At 68.6% G+C, this 19,470-nt stretch carries 14 protein-coding genes and 2 pseudogenes; 15 read left to right on the plus strand and 1 reads right to left on the minus strand.

The features are described from left to right. Positions 1 to 54: 54 nt before the first annotated feature. A complete protein-coding gene (locus tag ACIRRA_RS15550) occupies positions 55 to 993 on the plus strand; it encodes a universal stress protein (RefSeq protein ID WP_402767790.1) in 939 nt (312 codons plus the stop codon). Further along, positions 990 to 3,353, plus strand: a complete 2,364-nt coding sequence (locus ACIRRA_RS15555; protein ID WP_402767792.1) for a phosphoketolase — start codon at positions 990 to 992, stop codon at positions 3,351 to 3,353. Before ACIRRA_RS15550 ends, ACIRRA_RS15555 begins: the two co-directional genes overlap by 4 nt. A 504-nt stretch (positions 3,354 to 3,857) precedes the next feature. Here the strand turns inward: ACIRRA_RS15555 and ACIRRA_RS15560 are convergent. After that, positions 3,858 to 4,895, minus strand: coding sequence for an Acg family FMN-binding oxidoreductase (locus tag ACIRRA_RS15560; RefSeq protein ID WP_402767794.1), 1,038 nt, complete (start codon positions 4,893 to 4,895; stop codon positions 3,858 to 3,860). Positions 4,896 to 5,241: 346 nt separating this feature from the next. Here ACIRRA_RS15560 and ACIRRA_RS15565 point away from each other — a divergent pair, with 346 nt between their 5' ends. From ACIRRA_RS15565 to ACIRRA_RS15625, 13 genes and pseudogenes are all read left to right on the plus strand, one after another. After that, a complete protein-coding gene (locus ACIRRA_RS15565; RefSeq protein ID WP_402767796.1) occupies positions 5,242 to 6,414 on the plus strand; it encodes an MFS transporter in 1,173 nt (390 codons plus the stop codon). Next, a complete protein-coding gene (locus tag ACIRRA_RS15570) occupies positions 6,411 to 10,199 on the plus strand; it encodes a nitrate reductase subunit alpha (RefSeq protein ID WP_402767798.1) in 3,789 nt (1,262 codons plus the stop codon). Before ACIRRA_RS15565 ends, ACIRRA_RS15570 begins: the two co-directional genes overlap by 4 nt. Beyond that, positions 10,199 to 11,884: a nitrate reductase subunit beta gene (gene narH, locus ACIRRA_RS15575; RefSeq protein WP_402767800.1), complete on the plus strand. Its 1,686-nt coding sequence runs from the start codon at positions 10,199 to 10,201 to the stop codon at positions 11,882 to 11,884. Before ACIRRA_RS15570 ends, narH begins: the two co-directional genes overlap by 1 nt. Beyond that, positions 11,881 to 12,510, plus strand: a complete 630-nt coding sequence (narJ, locus tag ACIRRA_RS15580) for a nitrate reductase molybdenum cofactor assembly chaperone (protein WP_402767802.1) — start codon at positions 11,881 to 11,883, stop codon at positions 12,508 to 12,510. Before narH ends, narJ begins: the two co-directional genes overlap by 4 nt. After that, on the plus strand, positions 12,507 to 13,268 hold the full coding sequence (gene narI / locus ACIRRA_RS15585) for a respiratory nitrate reductase subunit gamma (protein WP_402767804.1): 762 nt from the start codon (positions 12,507 to 12,509) through the stop codon (positions 13,266 to 13,268). Before narJ ends, narI begins: the two co-directional genes overlap by 4 nt. Positions 13,269 to 13,293: 25 nt before the next feature. Further along, positions 13,294 to 13,728 carry a hypothetical protein gene (locus tag ACIRRA_RS15590; RefSeq protein ID WP_402767806.1) on the plus strand — a complete coding sequence of 145 codons (435 nt, stop codon included), beginning with the start codon at positions 13,294 to 13,296 and terminating at the stop codon, positions 13,726 to 13,728. A gap of 24 nt (positions 13,729 to 13,752) precedes the next feature. Next, positions 13,753 to 13,956 (plus strand): annotated as a pseudogene (locus tag ACIRRA_RS15595) (sodium-independent anion transporter); the annotation flags it as partial. A 130-nt stretch (positions 13,957 to 14,086) separates the two neighbouring features. After that, positions 14,087 to 14,674 carry a hypothetical protein gene (locus ACIRRA_RS15600; RefSeq protein ID WP_402767808.1) on the plus strand — a complete coding sequence of 196 codons (588 nt, stop codon included), beginning with the start codon at positions 14,087 to 14,089 and terminating at the stop codon, positions 14,672 to 14,674. Positions 14,675 to 14,704: 30 nt separating this feature from the next. Continuing rightward, positions 14,705 to 15,604 carry a universal stress protein gene (locus ACIRRA_RS15605; RefSeq protein WP_402767810.1) on the plus strand — a complete coding sequence of 300 codons (900 nt, stop codon included), beginning with the start codon at positions 14,705 to 14,707 and terminating at the stop codon, positions 15,602 to 15,604. 20 nt (positions 15,605 to 15,624) lie between these two features. Next, complete coding sequence (locus ACIRRA_RS15610) at positions 15,625 to 16,983, plus strand: wax ester/triacylglycerol synthase family O-acyltransferase (RefSeq protein ID WP_402767812.1); 1,359 nt, start codon at positions 15,625 to 15,627, stop codon at positions 16,981 to 16,983. A 204-nt stretch (positions 16,984 to 17,187) separates the two neighbouring features. Next, positions 17,188 to 17,970, plus strand: coding sequence for a hypothetical protein (locus ACIRRA_RS15615; RefSeq protein ID WP_402767814.1), 783 nt, complete (start codon positions 17,188 to 17,190; stop codon positions 17,968 to 17,970). Positions 17,971 to 18,045: 75 nt separating this feature from the next. Next, positions 18,046 to 18,711 (plus strand): annotated as a pseudogene (locus ACIRRA_RS15620) (DUF4389 domain-containing protein); the annotation flags it as partial. After that, a complete protein-coding gene (locus tag ACIRRA_RS15625) occupies positions 18,708 to 18,941 on the plus strand; it encodes a hypothetical protein (protein WP_402767815.1) in 234 nt (77 codons plus the stop codon). The pseudogene ACIRRA_RS15620 and the gene ACIRRA_RS15625, both read left to right, overlap by 4 nt. Positions 18,942 to 19,470: the final 529 nt, after the last annotated feature.

Here is a 19,470-nt window from a genome sequence, read left to right on the forward strand (position 1 = left end):
GAGTACGAGCCCCTCCCCGGGCGCCGACGATTTCACCTCACCCCGGAGGTCAGGATGACACACCAGGAACTCGACGATCCGCATCGGCTGGCCTCGGCGCCGGTCGTCGTCGGCGTGGACAATTCGGAAGGTTCGGCGCGGGCGGTGCACTGGGCCGCGAACTACGCGGCGCAGCGGCGGCGGCGACTGCACATCGTCCACGGCCTGGATCTGGTGGCGGTCAGCCGTGGCGCCGGTCCCTACGCGGTGGCGACGCCGTCGCTGGTCGATGCCGTCAAGGCCGCCGGTGCGGCGGCCATCGCCCGGGCCCGGGTGGCCGCGGGCGACTACGAGCCGGAACTGACGGTCTCGTCCGCGGTGTCGACCGATAGTCCCGCCCAGGTGCTGATCGATCTCAGCGAGTCCGCCTTCGCGGTGGTGATCGGGGCGACCGGGACGGCCGGCACGCTCTCGCATCTGGGATCCACCCTGTTCTCGGTGACCAGTCACGCCCGGGGCGTGGTGGTCGTGGTGCGGCCGGATCCCGACGCGGCCAATGCGGTTCGCGGCTCGGGTCCGGTCGTCGTCGGCGTGGACGGCAGCCGCGTGAGCGAGGCCGCGATCGCCGCGGCATTCGCCGAAGCCTCCGCGCGGGAGGTGGGATTGGTCGCCGTACACGTCTTCAGCGATTGGGACACCGGGCAATTCGCGGGCGCGGTGATCCCGGTCGTGACCGCGGAGCTGGCCGCCGTCGAGGAGGCCGTCCTGGCCGAGCGGCTGGCCGGCTGGCAGGAGAAGTATCCGGATGTCGAGGTGACCCGGGAGGTGTTCGCCTCCGGGCCCGCCGGGCGGCTGGGGGAGCTGTCGAAGACCGCGCAGCTGGTCGTGGTCGGCAACCGTGGTCGTGGCGGATTCATGGGAATGCTGCTCGGATCCACCACCCATTCCCTGGTGCAGCACGCGCACTGCCCGGTGATGGTCGTGCACGCCGATGACGAGGAGACGAAGCGATGACGCTGACCATGCCCGGCGCCGGAACCGGAATCCGGGACGACCTGATCGATCTGGACGCGTGGTGGCGGGCCGCCAACTATCTGGCCGTCGGGCAGATCTACCTCATGGACAACCCGCTGCTCACCGAGAAGTTGCGGCCCGAGCACATCAAGCAGCGACTGATCGGCCACTGGGGAACCGTGCCCGGGGTGACCCTGACCTACGCCCACCTCAATCGGGTCATCATGCGGACCGGGCAGCAGATGCTGTTCGTGCTGGGCCCCGGTCACGGTGCAGCGGCGCTCACCGCCGCGACCTGGCTCGAGGGCACCTATTCGCTGCGGCACCCGGAGGTCGGTCAGAACCTGGCCGGGATGCGAGAACTGTTCCGGCAGTTCTCCTTCCCGGGCGGAGTGCCCAGCCATGCCTCACCGCATCTGCCGGGTTCCATTCACGAGGGCGGCGAACTGGGCTATTCGCTCGCGCATGCCACCGGTGCGGCGCTGGACAATCCGAATCTGGTGGTGGCGTGCATGATCGGTGACGGCGAGGCCGAAACCGGGGCCCTGGCCACCAGCTGGCACGGGTCGCTGTTCCTGGACCGCGTCACCGACGGCACCGTGCTGCCGATCCTGCACCTCAATGGCTACAAGATCGCGAATCCGACCCTGCTGGCGCGCATGTCGCGCCGCGAGCTCGATGCCATGCTCAGCGCGCAGGGCTGGGAGCCGATGTATGTCGAAGGCGACAATCCGGCGGAGGTCCACGAACGGTATGCGACCGTGCTCGACGAGGCGATGGAGCGGATCCGGGAGATTCGCGAGTTCGCCGAGCACGGCCTGGGTCCGCGCGACCCCTGCCGTCCGATGATCGTGTTGTCGACTCCGAAGGGATGGACCGGACCGATGATGGTGGACGGCGTACGCGTCGAGGGCACCTTCCGGTCGCACCAGGTGCCGTTGCCGGGCGTGCGGGAGAATCCGGAACACCTTGCGCAACTGGAGGACTGGTTGCGGTCCTATCGACCCGAGGAGCTGTTCGACGACGAGGGCCGTCCGGTGGACCGGATCGCGCGCCTGCATCCCGAGCACCTGCAGATGAGCGCCAATCGCGCCGCGCACGGTCACGACAGCGTCGACCTGCAGCTACCGTGCCCGACCGACTACGCCCTCGAATTCCCGGCGCCCGGAACCGAATCTGCGGAGGCGACCCGGGTGCTGGGCGGGTACCTGCGCGACGCGCTGGTCCAGAATCCGCACAATCTGCTGTTCTTCTCGCCGGACGAGCACACCTCCAATCGCCTGGACGCCGTCCTCGAGGTCACCGGCCGGCGCTGGCGCAGCAGGCGGATCGCAGGCGATGATCGGCTGTCACCGGACGGCCGCGTCTTCGAGGTGCTGTCGGAGCATCTGTGCCAGGGCTGGTTGGAGGGCTATCTGCTGACCGGCAGGCACGGTGTGTTCTCCACCTACGAGGCCTTCGCGCACATCATCGACTCGATGGTGGTGCAGCACGCCAAATGGCTGCACATGGCGGCGGAATTCCCCTGGCGCGAGCCGATTCCCAGCCTGAACTACCTGATCACCTCGCACGTGTGGCGGCAGGATCACAACGGCGCGTCCCATCAGGATCCCGGCTTCATCGACCATGTGCTCAGCAAGCGGCCCGAGGTCAGCCGGGTGTACCTGCCGCCGGACGCCAACTGTCTGCTGCACGTCTTCGACCACTGCCTGCGCAGCCGCGGCCGGGTCAATGTCGTGGTCGCCGGGAAGCAGCCCGCGCTGCAATACCTCGATCACGAGGCGGCGCGGCTGCACTGCGACCAGGGTCTGGGCGTCTGGCACTGGGCGAGTTCGGATTCCGATCGGCCCGCCGATGTCGTGCTGGCCTGTGCCGGGGACGTCCCCACCCAGGAAGCCCTGGCCGCCGTGGCGCTGTTGCGAGAGCTGGTGCCGGACTTGGCGATCCGATTCGTGAATGTGGTGGACCTGGCTCGCCTGTTCCCGCCGGATCGCCATCCGCACGGCGTCTCGGACGAGGAATACCGCGCCGTCTTCACCGACGCCCCGGTGATCTTCGCCTTCCACGGCTACCCCTGGCTCATCCACCGCATCGCCTACCGACGCCCCGGCCACGATGTCATGCACGTCCACGGATTCACCGACAACGGCACCACCACAACACCTTTCAGTATGTGTTGCATGAACGGCATCGACCGCTTCACCCTGGCGGCCGCCGCCCTCGCCGAGGTGCCGCGCCTGACCGAGCAGCTGGCCCCGCTCACCGAAGAGCTCACGGCACGCCGTGAGGCCGCCGACGCCTACGCCCGCCGCTACGGCATCGACCCACCGGAGATCGCCGACTGGCGCTGGCCCGCTTAGCGCGGGACGACCGAGGCCACCCGCTGCACCATCGGCAAGGGATGTGCAGCGGGGCCTGCGGGAGGTGCGGCTCCGAGCGTCCTCCCGTGGCGCACTAGGGTACTGATCGGTTGCCCAGTCGGTTTTTCCCGCATTGAATGGTCGGTTGGTCTCATACTCCCCCCGGTGGGTTTTCTTGCCGTCTCGCCAAAATGCGCTGATCAGGTGTGTTAATTGAAGTAACACATATCACCCCCTAATCGGAGGCCGAGCTGGTGGATATTGGCGGCGCGCTCGATAGGGTTCCAATCATCCACTACAGCAGGAGTTTTCGATCCCGGGTCGTGGCACGCGGAGAGGATCGAGGAGACGTGAGCCGCTCACCCCCTTCGCGGCGGCTCACGGTCGTCCCGCGGGTTGCCTGCAACGATCCCGGTGACGACGTCAAGGTCGACGCCCGGGCGCGGTCGGTTTGCTACCTGCCCGGGCGTCGGCCCCGGCCTGCGCCGGGGGAACCCCTGAAGGTCAGCGGTTTTGCCGATCCGGAGGTGCCGGGGCAGCCCGGCCGGTGAGGGTGAGTATGTCCGCTACCGGGCGGCGAGGCGTAGGGGGCGGTATGTGCGCGTCGGCCGGTGGGGTGCCGATGCGCACTACCACCTGCGGAATGCCGGGGCTGGAGATCATTCCGGTGAGCAGGTCCCGCCCGGCGGGTAGCTCGGTGATGTTGGTCAGGGTGCAGGTGGCCAGCCCGGCCACCGTGCACCCCAGCAGTACCGCGGACAGCGCCTCGCCGACACGAACCCATTGCGGCACCGAGTCCCGCACGGCGCTGAGCACCACGAGCCGGGCGCGGTCGGCGAAGCGGTCGCGGTGGGCGGTGCGCGGACCCGGGGGAAAGACGCGGCCGACGCCGACCCGTGCGAACTCCGCCTCCGATGCCAGCGCCGTGCGCGGAATGCCTTCCTGCCCATCGGAATGTCCTGCCCACCAGTGCAGTTCGGTGTCGTAGAACATGTCGTGGCCGCGCAGTGTCGCAAATTCCCGGGAGAGGGCCGCGAGCTGCGGCCGGACGGATTCGTCGAGCACGTCGAGCCGCACATACTGTGCCGCTGCCAGCGCGCGCAGTCCGGGCAGGAGCTCGGCCCACCCGTGCGGCTCGTGCAGGGCCAGCCGATCGGTGCGGCGGTGTTCGACGGCACGGGCCAGGGCGCGGATGCTCGCCGGGGGATTGCTCCACGGCCGGAACTCGATGGCGGCCAGTCGATCCGGGTGGCGTTCATCGGGTACATGCAGGATGTCGGTGTGCCAGCCATGGTCGGCGAATACGGTTCTGACGTGGTGCAGCATCGCGCCACAGCTGATCACCAGCTGGCGGCCGAGCGGATCGGTCGAGGTCAGCTGCCGTTCGGCGCCGGCATACAGGAAGAGGCGTCTGCCATCGAAGCGCCAGCGCCACGGCTGAGTGTTGTGCAGAGACGGCGCGCGCGCCGCCACCTCGACCATCGCCGTGATCGTCGCCGGATCGGGCACCGGCCGGCCGCGTACACCTTCGTCGCCGCTCATACCGAAAGTCTGCGGTTTTCCAGCAGCTCGGACATACGGTCGTTGCTCCTGTGGCACAGGGTATTTGGTCCCTGTTGTGCGCCTACGCAGATGGCACCGTGATCGCCGAGGCCGGATACCTAGGGGAAATGGTCATCTCGAGTACGACCTGTCGACTCTGCTGAACCTGCCGGTGGCTGCGCGAGGCTCGGGAAGGCCCGCCGGATCGATGGCGGGCGCGAGCTGCGACAAGTGGATGAGGGACCTGATGATGACTACGGCACATGAGCCGGCGGAACCGGAAGTCGCGTCGGCTCGGCGTGGTGCTCACGGGGATCGTGAACCGGGCACCGGGCGGCGTGTCCTGATGCTGGTTCTGGCCACCACCGGATTCGCGGTGAACTTCTGGGCCTGGGCGCTGTTGAGTCCGCTGGGCCCGCGGTTCCAGGAATCGCTGGGGCTCACCGCCTTCGAGCAGGCGCTCGTGGTGGCGGTGCCGGTGGTGGTCGGGTCGCTCGGACGGATCCCGGTGGGGGCGTTGACCGACCGGCTCGGTGGGCGGGTCATGTTTCCGCTGGTCTCGGCGGCCACCATTGTGCCCGTGCTGTTCGTGGGCCTGGTCGGTCACGATTCACTGGCGGCGTTGCTGGCCGGCGGATTCTTCCTCGGCATCGGCGGCACCGCGTTCGCGGTGGGGGTGCCGTTCGTGAATGCCTGGTTCCCACCGGAGCGGCGCGGGCTGGCGATCGGAGTGTTCGGCGCGGGGATGGGCGGCACCGCGATCAGCGCGCTCACCACCGTGCGACTGGTGAAGGCGGGCTCGCTCGCCACACCGTTCCTGGTGACCGCGGCGGCGCTGGCGCTGTACGCCGTGGTGGCGGCGCTGGTGCTGCGCGACGCCCCGGATCGGGTTCGACCCGGAGAGTCGTTGCCGCGCAGGCTGTCCGCGGTCGGCCGGATGGCGGTGACCTGGCAGGCGGCGGTACTGTACGCGGTCGCCTTCGGCGGATACGTCGCGTTCTCGGTGTATCTGCCGGCTTATCTGAAGACGGCCTACGGCCTGTCACAGTCGGACGCCTCGATGCGCATGGCCGGATTCGTGCTGTTGGCCGTGCTCATGCGCCCGCTGGGCGGGTGGGCGTCCGATCACGCGGGGCCCGTGCGGGTGTTGTCCGCGGCGATGACAGTGGTCGGCGTGGCCGCTGCGGTTCAGGCGACGACGCCGGTCCTCGGGCCGGTCGCGACGATCGCGTTCCTCGCCATGGCCGCCGCGCTCGGCGCCGGCACGGGCGCGGTGTTCGCGCTGGTGGCGCAGCTGGTTCCGGGCCCACGGGTGGGCGCGGTGACCGGTGTGGTGGGCGCGGCCGGCGGGCTGGGCGGCTTCGTGCCGCCGTTGGTCATGGGCGCGGTGTACGGCCACTACGGTTCCTACGCGGCGGGTTTGGCGGCCCTGGCCGTCGTGGCCGCCGCGACCGGACTGTTCACCCTCACAACGGTTCGGCATCGCGTCCACCTCGCCCGTCCGGTGCGTGCGGCATGAGGCGGCGCACACAGCACGATGACGTGCCCGCGCCCGCCGAGTCGGGCAGCGGGACCCCCGGACTGGACGACGGCCTGACCGACGCGCTGGTACGGACGCGCCGATTCTTCACTCGCGCCGACATTTCCGACGACGGGCGCACCCTGTTCCAGATCGGCGGCCGCCGAGCCGACGAGTTCTACCGCGACCGATGGGCGCACGACAAAGTGGTGCGCTCCACCCACGGTGTCAACTGCACGGGGTCCTGCTCCTGGAAGGTGTACGTCAAGGACGGCATCATCACCTGGGAGACCCAGCAGACCGACTATCCGACCGCGGGACCCGATCGGCCCGATTACGAACCGCGCGGATGTCCGCGGGGTGCGGCCTTCTCCTGGTACACCTATTCGCCGACCCGGATCCGCTATCCCTACATCCGCGGTCTGCTGCTCGAGATGTATCGAGAAGCCAAGGCGCACACCGGAGATCCGGTGCTCGCCTGGGAGCGGATCGTGACCGACCCCGAGGCCGCGCGCCGCTACAAGTCCGCGCGTGGCAGGGGCGGCCTGGTGCGGGCCTCGTGGGAGGAGGCCACCGAACTGATCGCGGCCGCGCACGTGCACACCATCAAAACCTATGGCCCGGACCGGATCGCGGGCTTCTCACCGATTCCGGCGATGTCGATGGTGTCGCACGCCTCCGGGGCCAGATTCGTGTCGCTGCTGGGCGGGACGATGCTCTCGTTCTACGACTGGTACGCGGATCTGCCGGTGGCCTCGCCGCAGGTGTTCGGCGACCAGACCGACGTGCCCGAGTCCGGAGATTGGTGGGACGCGGGCTATCTCATCATGTGGGGCTCCAACGTACCGGTGACCCGTACACCGGACGCGCACTGGATGGCCGAGGCACGCTATCGCGGGCAGAAGGTGATCGCGGTCGCGCCGGACTATGCCGACAATGTGAAGTTCGCCGACGAATGGCTCGCCGTGCATCCCGGCACCGACGGCGCACTGGCCATGGCGATGGGCCACGTCATCCTGCGGGAGTTCTTCGTCGACAAGCGCACCGGCTACTTCGACGACTACGTCAAGCGCTACACCGACCTGCCCTTCCTGGTGCGGCTGGTGCCCGAGGGCGACGCCTACCGGCCCGGAAAGTCGCTGACCGCGGCCGATCTGGACGGCTTCGCCGCCGAGGAGAACGCCGCGTTCAAGACCGTCGTGCTCGGTGCGGACGGGCGCGTCGCGATCCCCAACGGGTCACTGGGCTTCCGCTACGGCGATCAGGGGGCGGGGAAGTGGAATCTCGACCTCGGCGACGTCGATCCCCTGCTGACGCTCGCCGGTGGCGAATCCGTCGAAGTCACGTTGCCCCGCTTCGACATTCCCGACGCCACGCTGCGGCGTGGCGTTCCCGTGCGCCGGATCGGGGGTCACCTCGTGACGACCGTGTACGATCTGCTGCTCGCGCAGTACGGCGTGCACCGGGCCGGCCTGCCGGGCCGATGGCCGACCGGCTACGGCGATCCGGCCGAACCCGGCACGCCCGCCTGGCAGGAACCGATCACCGGTGTCCCCGCCGCCGCGGCCGCCCGCATCGCCCGTGAATTCGCCGCCAACGCCGAGGAATCGCGGGGGAGGTCGATGATCCTGATGGGCGCGGGCACCAACCACTGGTTCCACTCGGACACCATCTACCGGGCCTTCCTCGCGCTGACCACCCTCACGGGCTGCCAGGGCGTGAACGGGGGCGGCTGGGCGCATTACGTGGGCCAGGAGAAGTGCCGTCCGGTGACCGGCTGGGCGCAACTGGCTTTCGCGCTGGATTGGGCGCGGCCGCCGCGGCAGATGATCCAGACCGCCTACTGGTACCTGCACACCGATCAGTTCCGTTACGACCGGTTCGGTGCGGAAACGCTGGCCGCGCCGGGCTCGGGCGGCGCACTGGCGGGGATGACGACCGCCGATGTGATCGCACAGGCGGCGCGGCTGGGATGGATGCCGTCCTATCCGACCTTCGATCGCAACCCCCTGGATCTGGCCGACGACGCGGACCGGGCCGGACAGCCGATCGGGGAATACGTAGTAGCCGAGCTGAAGTCGGGCCGGTTGCGCTTCGCCTGCGAGGATCCTGATGCGCCGCAGAACTTTCCGCGCGTGCTCAGCGTCTGGCGCGCCAATCTGCTCGGCTCCTCGGCCAAGGGTAACGAGTACTTCCTGAAGCATCTGCTGGGGGCCGATTCCGCGCTGCGCGCCGGCCAGGCCGAGCCCGGGACGCGTCCCCGGGATGTGGTGTGGCGCGAGGACGCACCGGTCGGAAAGCTGGATCTGCTGCTGAGCGTGGACTTCCGGATGACCAGTACCACGATGTTCTCGGACGTGGTGCTGCCCGCGGCGACCTGGTATGAGAAGCATGACCTCAACACCACCGACATGCACCCGTTCGTCCACTCGTTCAATCCCGCCATCGCGCCCCCGTGGCAGACCCGGACCGACTGGGCGGCGTTCCAGGCGATCGCGGCGGCCTTCGCCCCGCTGGCCCGCCGCCATCTCGGCGTCCGCCGCGACGTGGTGGCCACGCCGCTGCTGCACGACACTCCGGACGAGCTGGCGACTCCGCACGGTGTGGTACGCGATTGGAAAACCGGTGAGTGCGAACCGATTCCGGGTCTGACCATGCCTCGGCTGACCGTCGTGGAGCGTGACTACGGGGCCGTCGCGGCGAAGCTGTCCGCACTCGGGCCGCTGCTGGACACCCTCGGCGCGACCACGAAGGGCCTCACCTACCGGGTCGAGCGGGAAATCGACTACCTGGCCCACAAGAACGGCGTGGTCCGCGGGGGACCCGCGGACGGGCGGCCTGCCCTGCGCCGGGAGATCGATGCGTGCGAGGCGATCCTCGCGCTCTCGGGCACCACCAACGGCCATCTCGCCACCCAGGGATTCCGGACACTGGAGCAGCGCACCGGAACCCGGCTCGCCGACCTGGCCGCCGAACACGAGGGCAAGCAGATCACCTTCGCCGACACCCAGGCCGCGCCGGTCCCGGTGATCACCTCGCCGGAGTGGTCCGGAAGCGAGTCCGGCGGACGCCGGTACTCGCCGTTCACCATCAATGTCGAACGCCTCAAGCCCTGGCACACCCTCACGGGCCGCCAGCACTTCTACCTGGACCACGACTGGATGATCGAACTGGGCGAACAGCTTCCGGTGTTCCGGCCGCCGTTGAACATGACTGCGCTCTTCGGCGAGCCGAAGGTTGGGCAGAGCGGCGAGCCGAAGGTTGGGCAGAGCGGCGAGCCGAAGGTTGGGCAGAGCGGCGAGCCGAAGGTTGGGCAGAGCGGGGCGAGTGAGATCACTCTCCGCTATCTGACTCCGCATTCGAAGTGGTCGATCCATTCCGAATATCAGGACAACCTGTTCATGCTCAGCCTCTCCCGCGGCGGCCCGACCATCTGGATGTCGGACCGTGACGCCGCGAAAATCGGGGTAGCGGACAATGATTGGATCGAGGCGGTGAACCGCAACGGTGTCGTCGCGGCCCGGGCGGTGGTCTCGCACCGCATGCCCGAGGGCACCGTGTACATGCACCACGCCCAGGACCGGCTGATCGACGTGCCGCTCACCGAGACCACGGGCAAACGCGGCGGAATCCACAATTCGCTCACCCGGCTGCTGATCAAACCCAGCCACCTGATCGGCGGCTACGCCCAGTTGTCGTTCGCCTTCAACTATCTCGGCCCGACCGGAAATCAGCGCGACGAGGTCACCGTGATCCGTCGCCGCGGCCAGGAGGTGACCTACTGATGCGTGTCATGGCTCAGCTGGCGATGGTGATGAACCTCGACAAATGCATCGGTTGTCACACCTGCTCGGTGACCTGCAAACAGACCTGGACCAATAGGTCCGGCACCGAGTACGTCTGGTTCAACAATGTGGAAACCCGTCCCGGACAAGGATATCCGCGCGGCTACGAGGACCAGGATCGGTGGCGCGGCGGTTGGATGCTGAATCGCCGCGGCCGATTGCGCCTGCGTGGCGGCGGGCGTTGGCGCAAACTGGCCACCATCTTCAGCAACCCGACCCTGCCCGGCCTCGACGACTACTACGAACCCTGGACCTACGACTACGCCGAACTCACCACCGCGCCATTGCAACCGAACACCCCGGTCGCGCGGCCACGGTCGTTGATCAGCGGCCGACCCACCAAGATCACCTGGTCGGCCAACTGGGACGACGATCTCGGCGGCGCACCCGAACACGGCCGGGACGACCCGATACGCAAGGGCATCGAGGACAAGGTCCGCTTCGAGTTCGAGCAGACATTCATGTTCTATCTGCCGCGCATCTGCGAGCACTGCCTCAACCCCGCGTGCGCGGCCTCCTGTCCCTCCGGCGCGATCTACAAGCGTTCCGAGGACGGCATCGTGCTGGTCGACCAGGACCGCTGTCGCGGCTGGCGCATGTGTGTGTCCGGATGCCCCTACAAGAAGGTGTATTTCAACCACCGCACCGGCAAAGCGGAGAAATGCACGTTCTGTTTCCCACGTGTCGAGGTCGGGCTGCCGACGGTGTGCGCGGAGACCTGTGTCGGCCGGCTGCGCTACATCGGACTGGTCCTCTACGACGCCGACCGGGTGCTCGAGGCCGCTACCACTCCCGACGACACCGATCTCTACGACGCCCAGCGTGCGCTGCTGCTCGACCCGAACGATCCGGCCGTCGTCAGTGCGGCCGAAGGATCCGGAATTCCGGCCGACTGGATCGCGGCTGCCCAGCGGTCACCGATCTACGCCCTGATCAACACCTATCGGGTGGCACTGCCGCTGCATCCGGAATACCGCACCATGCCGATGGTCTGGTATATCCCGCCCCTGTCCCCGGTCTCCGACATCCTGCGCGATACCGGCCACGACGGCGAGGATCACCGCAACCTGTTCGCCGCCATCGAAGCCTTGCGCATACCGGTGGAATACCTCGCCCGATTGTTCTCCGCCGGCGATCCGGCGCCGGTGACGGCCGTACTGCGGCGGCTGGCCGCCATGCGGTCCTACATGCGGGACATCACCCTGGGCCGGGAGCCCCGCGAGGAGATCGCCGCGGCCGTGGGCATGAGTGGCGAGCAGATCCACGACATGTACCGGCTGCTGGCCATCGCGAAATACGAAGAGCGATATGTGATTCCGCCCGCGCACGCGGAACAGGCGCACAGCCTCGAGGAACTCGCCACCGATTGCAGCCTCGACTACGACGACGGCCCGGGCATGGGCGGCTCCGGACCGTTCGGCGAGAGCTCCGGGGCCGCGTCGCCGCTGGCGGTGGAGAACTTCCGGATGCTGCGCGCCCGGCAGACCGATGACACCATCGCCGCACCGGTGGACAAGGGAGCGCGGGTCAACCTGCTCAACTGGGACGGCAAGGGCCGGCCCGCGGGCCTGTTCGCGCCCCGCCGCACTCCGGCCGGCGCGTCGACCGAGGACACGACATCATGACCGAAACCTCCCGCACGACGGCCCGGCAGCTCCAATCCCTGCTCCTGAGCTACCCGGACGAGACACTGACCGGCCGGCTTCCCTTGGTGCGCGGAGGTATCGGGACCTTGCCCGCGAGCTGGCGGCCGTCGCTGGAGTCCTTCGCCGACCACGTGGCGGCGACACCGCCGTTGGATCTGGCCGCCGGGTATGTCGCCGCGTTCGACCACCACAAGCGGCTCAGTCCCTACCTGACCTACTTCACCCAAGGCGACACCCGCAATCGCGGCATGGCTCTGCTGCGCCTCAAGAACACCTATCGCGGCGCCGGATTGGTCCTCGACGAGGGCGAACTACCCGATCACCTGTCGGTCGTGCTCGAATTCGCCGCGACCTGCCCCGTCGCGGGGGAGCGCGTGCTCGGGGAGTTCCGCCCGGCGATCGAACTGTTGCGGGCAGGTCTGGCCGACGCCGGTTCCCCGTGGGCGAGCGTGCTCGACTCGATCACGGAAACCCTGCCTGCCCTGAATTCCCGTGAGCGACGACGAGTTGCCCGGCTCGCCGCCGCCGGACCGCCCCTCGAGTCCGTGGGACTCGCGCCTTTCGCCCCACCCGGCCACACCTGCGACGGAGAAGCCCGCCCATGACCGCCCCGCTCTGCGCGCCCGCCACCGATCCCGTGAGCACGCTCGACCTGCTGCTGTGGGTCGCGGCGCCGTACGCGGCTCTCGCGGTCTTCGTCGTCGGCCATGCCTGGCGCTACCGCTACGACAAGTTCGGCTGGACCACGCGATCCTCGGAACTCTACGAGCACCGTCTGCTCCGGCTGGGCAGCCCGCTGTTCCACTACGGCATTCTGCTCGTGGTTCTCGGGCACATCGGTGGCCTGCTCGTGCCCGAGTCCTGGACGGCCGCAATCGGAATCACCGAGTTCGCCTATCACAGCGTCGCGGTCGGGCTCGGTACCGTCGCGGGCGTCATGACCCTGGCGGGCGCGGCGATCCTCCTCTATCGCCGCCGTACCGTGCGACCGGTGTTCTCCGCCACCACCCGCAATGACAAGGCCATGTACGTGCTGCTGATCGGCACCGTCGCACTCGGGCTCGGCACCACCGTGCTCGGCAATCTCACCGGTCACCCGCACGATTACCGCCAAACGGTGTCGCCCTGGTTCCGGTCCCTGTTCTATCTCCACCCGGATCCGGCCCTGATGGCCGCCGCCCCGATCGGATTCCGGCTGCATGCCCTGTCGGCGCTGCTTCTGTTCGCGTTCTGGCCGTTCAGCCGGCTGGTGCACGTCTTCTCGGCCCCGCTCGGCTACCTGACCCGCCCCTATATCGTCTATCGCTCCCGTACCGACCGACTCGGTGCCCGCGTCCCGCGCCGGGGCTGGCAGCGATCATGATCACCAGCCGGAGAGGACCGATCCCATGACCACCGCCCGTGCCTTCATCACCGCCGCCGTCTTCCTCTGGCTGGGCATGGTGCTGGCCATCTCGTTCATCGAGGCGCCACTGAAGTTTCGCGCCCCGAATGTCACGCTCGCCATCGGACTCGGTATCGGCCGCCTGGTCTTCCGCGCCCTCAACGGCGTCGAATCCCTGCTCGCCATCCTCATCCTCGCCGCCGTCTGGGCCGATCCCCCCGGTGTCGCGACGACCGGCGTCCTCGCCGTCGCGATCGGCGCACTGGTCGTGCAACTGGTTTTCGTGCGTCCCCGGCTGACCCGGCGCAGTGATGCGGTGCTGGCGGGCCACGAGGGACCGCGATCACGCAGCCACTACGCCTATGTCGCCCTCGAAGCCCTGAAGGCGATCGCCCTCCTCAGCGCCGGCGTGCTCGTCCTGGACAGTGCGATGCGCTGACTTCGCGCGCTCCGGTGCTCTGCCGCCGAGGTCAATGTCGAGGCCGATCGGACCGCACTGGACGCCGTGGACCAGCTCCGCGCCGAATTGGCCTCTCGTGGAGTGGTTTTCGCGATGGCGAGGGTCAAGAAGGATCAACGGTCGGCGCTCGACGCTGCCGGGCTCACCGCCCGCATCGGCGCCGATCGGCTGTTTCCGGCGCTGGCCGACGGCGCTGGCCGACGGCGCTGGCGGCCTATCGGCACCAGACCGGCGACCTCGGACCGGCGGATCGGTGACTTTCGGCCGTCACCGAGCGGCCTCGGAAGCGGGATGCTGAACGGGCAGACCAGAAACTCCAGGGACGAGGTGTAAGGCCATGTCGCACAATTGCTCACTGCCGTGGCGGGTGTGGCGGATGCGGCCGTGGAACACGAATCCGCTCATGCGGGCATCCGACCGCTGGGAGTCGGTGCTGCGTGTGCTGGTGGTCGTCCTGCTGCTGCTGGCCGTGCCGGTGGCCGCCGCGGTCGGCACCGAGACGTACACCCGCAGCGCCGCTCACATCAGCGTCGCGAACGCTTCGAAGACCACGGTCCAGGCGACGGTTCTGACCGCGCCGAAGGAAGTCCAGCCGGCCGGTCCGGCGCAGCCGGCGAGTTTCGAGTCACAGGTGCAGTGGCAGCACGACGGGAACCTCGCGACCGGAACGATCGAGATCCGGCACGATACGAAGGTCGGTGACACGGTGCAGATCTGGGTCGGCCCCGACGGCCTGGTCACCGACCCGCCGCGGCAACCCGAGATGGCGATGTGGGACGGCGTCGGTACCGGTGTCGCGCTGCTCATGGGAGCCGGATTGGGAGTACTCGCGCTGCTCTGGTGCGTCACGCAGCTGCTGGAACGTCTGCACGCCGCACGCTGGGAGGCGGAGCTGCGCGGGCTCGGCCGTCCCATCGGCACGTAGTCACCACAGACCATCGGGAGGATAGCGATCATGAGCACGGATCCCAGTTCTGTTGCCGGGCAACCGATGTCGCGCATCATTGCCGCCGTCGACGGCTCCGCGACCTCGTACCAGGCGGCGGTGTGGGCCGCGGTGGCCGCGGATCTGCACGGCTGCGGACTGCACCTCGTCACCTCCATCTCGCTGCCCGTCGGCGAAATCCCCGGCGAGTTGCTCGGAGACACCGACCTGGCGCTGCTGGATCGGGACGGTCAGCGAATCGTCGACGAGGCCGGCCGCGTGGTGCGCGCCGCGGCGACGAGTGTGGGCGTGCCGATCACGACCGAGGTGATTCGCGAACCCATCATCGGCTATCTCCTCGATCGGTCCCGTCACGCTCGTGCGATCGCCATGGGCAGCCGTGGACTGGGCGCGATCCGGCGCGGACTACTCGGCTCGGTGGCCGACGCGGTCACCCGGCACGCGCACTGCCCGGTAGCGGTGATCCACGCGACCGCTGCGGCCGATCCGCTGTCGGCGGAGAAGCCGGTGCTGGTTGGTATCGACGGCTCACCCCACAGCGTGCCCACACTGGAATTCGCGTTCCAGGAGGCCTCGGTGCGCAAGGTCGGGGTGACCGCGCTACACGCCTGGACCGACGTTCTCGGGTCATACGTGCCGCTGATCGGCTGGGAGCCGCTGCGCGCGCAGGAGAACGAACTGCTCTCCGAGCGGCTCGCCGGGTTCGGCGAACGCTATCCCGACGTGCCGGTCCGTCGCATGCTGGTGACGGAACGCCCGGGTCAGGCTCTGCTCCAGGAATCCGAGCACGCGCAATTGGTCGTGATCGGCAGCCGCGGCCGCGGCGGCTTCACGGGCATGCTGCTCGGTTCCACCAGTTCCACCGTGTTGCACAACGTCGAGACCCCGACGGTCGTCGTGCGCGCGTAATCGAAGATCAGGTGTCGGTCATGACCGAATTACAGCCGCTGGACGTGGGATTCATCGAACTGGAGGACTCCGACCGGCATATCAGCCTCGGTATCGCCGCAGTCGCGATCCTGGCCGGTGCGCCTCCCGATCGTGCGGAGTTCACGGCGATGCTGGCCGCGCGGGCTTCGGCCAACGACCGCCTGCGGCAACGTGTCCGGCGTGCGCCACTGGATCTGGCCGTACCGGTATGGGAGGACGACCCGAATTTCGATCTCGCCCACCATATCCGGTGGAGCGCGCTGCCCGCGCCTGCCGACGAGCCCGCCTTACGCGAATTCGTCGCCGGCGAGCTGGTGGAGCGCCTGGACCGCGATCATCCGATGTGGGAGTGCGTCGTCATCGACCACATCGCGGGCGGGCGCTGGGCCGTGATCGTGAAGGCGCACCACAGTCTGGTCGATGGTGTCTCCGGCGTGAACCTGTTCGAAAGCTTCTGTGATGAAACGGAAGTGGAGAGCCGGGAGGAGGGGGCGCCGGACACCGATGCCGCCGGAGGCGGGAATTGGTTCGACTGGGCGGTCACCGGGCTCCGATTGCCCGTGGAGGTGCCACGCTATGCGTTGGGCCTGGTCCGCAGCTTGGTTCCGGTGGCGGCCGCTCTCGTCTCCACGCCCGCGGCCTCCTCGCTCAACGGTCCGATCGGCAGGCAACGGCGCTATGCGATCGCGCGAGCCTCGCTCAGCGAGATCCGGGAGATCGGCCACGGCTTCGACGCGACGGTCAACGACGTCGTGCTGGCCGCGGTGACATCGGCGTATCGGGCTGTCCTGCTCGGGCGCGGGGAAGAACCCACCGGGAACAGCGTGCGGATCCTCGTGCCGGTGTCGATGCGCGCTGCCGATGCGAAAACGTTTCTCGACAACCGTGTCTCGGCGGTTCTGTCCCTGCTGCCCCTGCATCTGGACGACCCGGTCGAACGGCTCACCACCATCCACCGGCGGATGCTGCGACACAAGTCCGGCGGGGCGGCGCAAGCCGAGAAGTCGCTGCTCGCCCTCGCCGGCCGGCTCCCGTTCGCTCCGGTCGCCTGGGGCATGCGGCTGTGGTCGCATCTCCCGCAGCGCGGCGTGACGACCATAGCGACCAACGTCCCGGGCCCGCGCCGCACCCTCACCATGCTGGGTCGCGAGGTCCTGGAGCTGATACCGGCCATTCCCATCGCCATGCGTCTGCGCACCGGCATCGCGATCCTGAGCTACGGCGATCAGCTCACCTTCGGCATCACCGGCGACTACGACTCCACGCCGGACCTCGAGGTGCTCGCCGACGGAATCCACAGCGCCATAGCCGAACTGCTCACCGCGGTGCGAGCCCGGCAGCAGCGCCCGGCCGAGTAGGTCTGCGGTGCTCGGGGCCACGGTCGGGCAGCCAGAGATCACGCCACCTGCGGGACCAAGGTCCTGCCCACGGTGTCGCCGACGGTGGACCGGCAGCGGCGAAAGACCGTCGGGCGTGGGACTTCGGCTTCTGTCCGGGGTGCCCGGTCGCGGCGGACGATCGGATCGGCGGGCGGATCGACGCGCTCGCGGACGGAGGACACAATGGTTACCGAGTACGGGCGCCACGGCATCGGGGCGGCGGCCGTGCGGCTGCCGAACGGACTGCGACATGCGCTGGGGGCGGACAGGACACGGCCTTCCGGCGCGGTGATCGAGCCGACGGCGCCCGTGTCGGCGGTGCCCGCGGCGCGCGAAGTGCGCGCACGGTGGTTCGCCACGGTGACCGCCGGAGAATTCCTCGGGTTCCTCGTGCCGGCACTCGCGGGTGCGCTCATCGCACACGCGAGTGGGGCGACTGTTGCCGCCGTCATGCTGACGGCGGGGGCCGTCGAAGGCGCCGTCCTCGGGTACTTCCAGGCCCGGGTATTGCGAACACTGTTGTCCTGTCTACGAATTCGCGAATGGATAGCGGTCACCTCGGCCGGGGCGGTGGCGGCGTGGTCGATCGGTGTGCTGCCCATGCTCTACGGCGAGCGATTCGGCGCGTGGCCCACATGGGCACAGGCTCCGGTGGCCGTGGCGGGCTCGCTGATCGTGGTGTCCTCGATCGGCGTCGCGCAGTGGACGGTGTTGCGCCGCTTCAGTGATCGGTCCGCACTGTGGATCCTGGCCAACGCGGTGGCATGGATCGGTGGGCTCATCGCCTTCACGGTGGTGGCGCCGCCGTTGTGGCAGCCGGGTCAGCCGCCGATTCTCACCGCCGCCATCGGAGCGCTGGGCGGTGCGGCCATGGCCGCCGCCATGGCGTGGGTGACCGGCGCCTTCCTGACCCGGGTACTGGCCGACGGGCATCGCAGGGCGCCGCGCACGGAGCGCCGATCCTGAAGTCCGGCACCGGATTCCCTCTCGAGACCGTGCTCGACCCTTTGTTCCGAACAGGAGACCGACATGAACCCCGAACCCTCCACCGTCCGCTCCGTCCGACTGCGCGGCGACCTGGACGAACCGCTCTCCCGCTGGCTGTGGCTGGTGAAATGGATCCTCGCGATACCCCACTACATCGTGCTGTTGTTCCTGTGGATCGCCTTCTGGGCGGTCACGGTGGTGGCGTGGTTCGCGATCCTGTTCACCGGGCGCTACCCGCGCTCCCTGTTCGACTTCAGCGTGGGTGTGATGCGCTGGTCCTGGCGGGTGCAGTTCTACACCTACGCGGCACTGGGCACCGACAGGTATCCGCCGTTCACCCTGCGGCAGACCGACTACCCGGCAGATCTGGAGATCGATTACCCCGAACAGCTCTCGCGCGGGCTCGCTCTCGTGAAATGGTGGCTGCTCGCCATCCCGCACTACTTGATTCTGGCCGCCCTGTTCAGCGGCGGCGTGGTACTCGGTAGTGGCTCGGGCAACGGCAACAACACGATTCCGCTGATCGGCGTGCTGGTGCTGATCGCCGCGGTCGCCCTGCTGTTCACCGGCCGCTATCCGCGCGGGCTGTTCGGTTTCGTCCTCGGCGTGAACCGGTGGTTCTACCGCGTCCTGGCGTATTCGGCGCTGCTGACCGACGACTATCCACCCTTCCGGCTCGACCAGGGACCGCGGGAACCGATCGAGGATGTCGTGCCGTGACAACGAGATTCCCTCGGGTGCCGGACCGCTGGGCAATCATTGCCGTGCTGCTCGCGGTCGCGGTGGTGCTGGCCGCCGCGGCGCTGGTGGCGATCCTCTTCGATCGCAATGACCAGTCCGCGCCGCCACCACCGCCCACCGCTAGCTCATCGGCCCCGGCCGGGCCGAGTGCGACCACGGCAACGGCGCTCCTCGCCACCTCATCGGCCGGCGCCGACTTTCGCTACTGACACCTCTGGATCTTCCACAGCCTCGCCGAAGCCGCGTCCTGGCAGCAGGACGCCGGCCCGAGCGGTGCCGCTCAACCGCACAGCACGACGGGGCAGGGGGAGTGATGCAACAGATCCCGGTTCGTGGAGCCGAACAATGCGGCGGTCGCTGACCCTGATCGCGGTGACGTTAGACCATCCGCTCGCGGGATCAGCCGGGCGACAGCCCGGCCACCCGCCACCAGGCTCCCGCGTCGCCACGGACGTCTCGAGCGGGGACGGCCGCGAACATTGTTGTTCGCTAACGCTCGGGGCGGTTGCGTAGATGTATCAGTTGTTGCGGCTGTGTCGCCGATCGGTTTGCGGCAAAACGGAATACGGCGAGGATGAGGGAGTGGGCGGATCATGGAGCGAAATATCGTGGGTACGGTGGTATTGGCCGGCGTGCTGGTGGCGGTGACCGCTGGGTGCACCGCGAACGGAAGTGGGTCACTGGCGGTTTCGCCCGGTCCGGCCACCGCCTCGAGCTCGGTTCCGGCCGAGGGTCCGA

This window comes from Nocardia sp. NPDC101769 (assembly GCF_044766925.1).
Lineage (GTDB): Bacteria > Actinomycetota > Actinomycetes > Mycobacteriales > Mycobacteriaceae > Nocardia.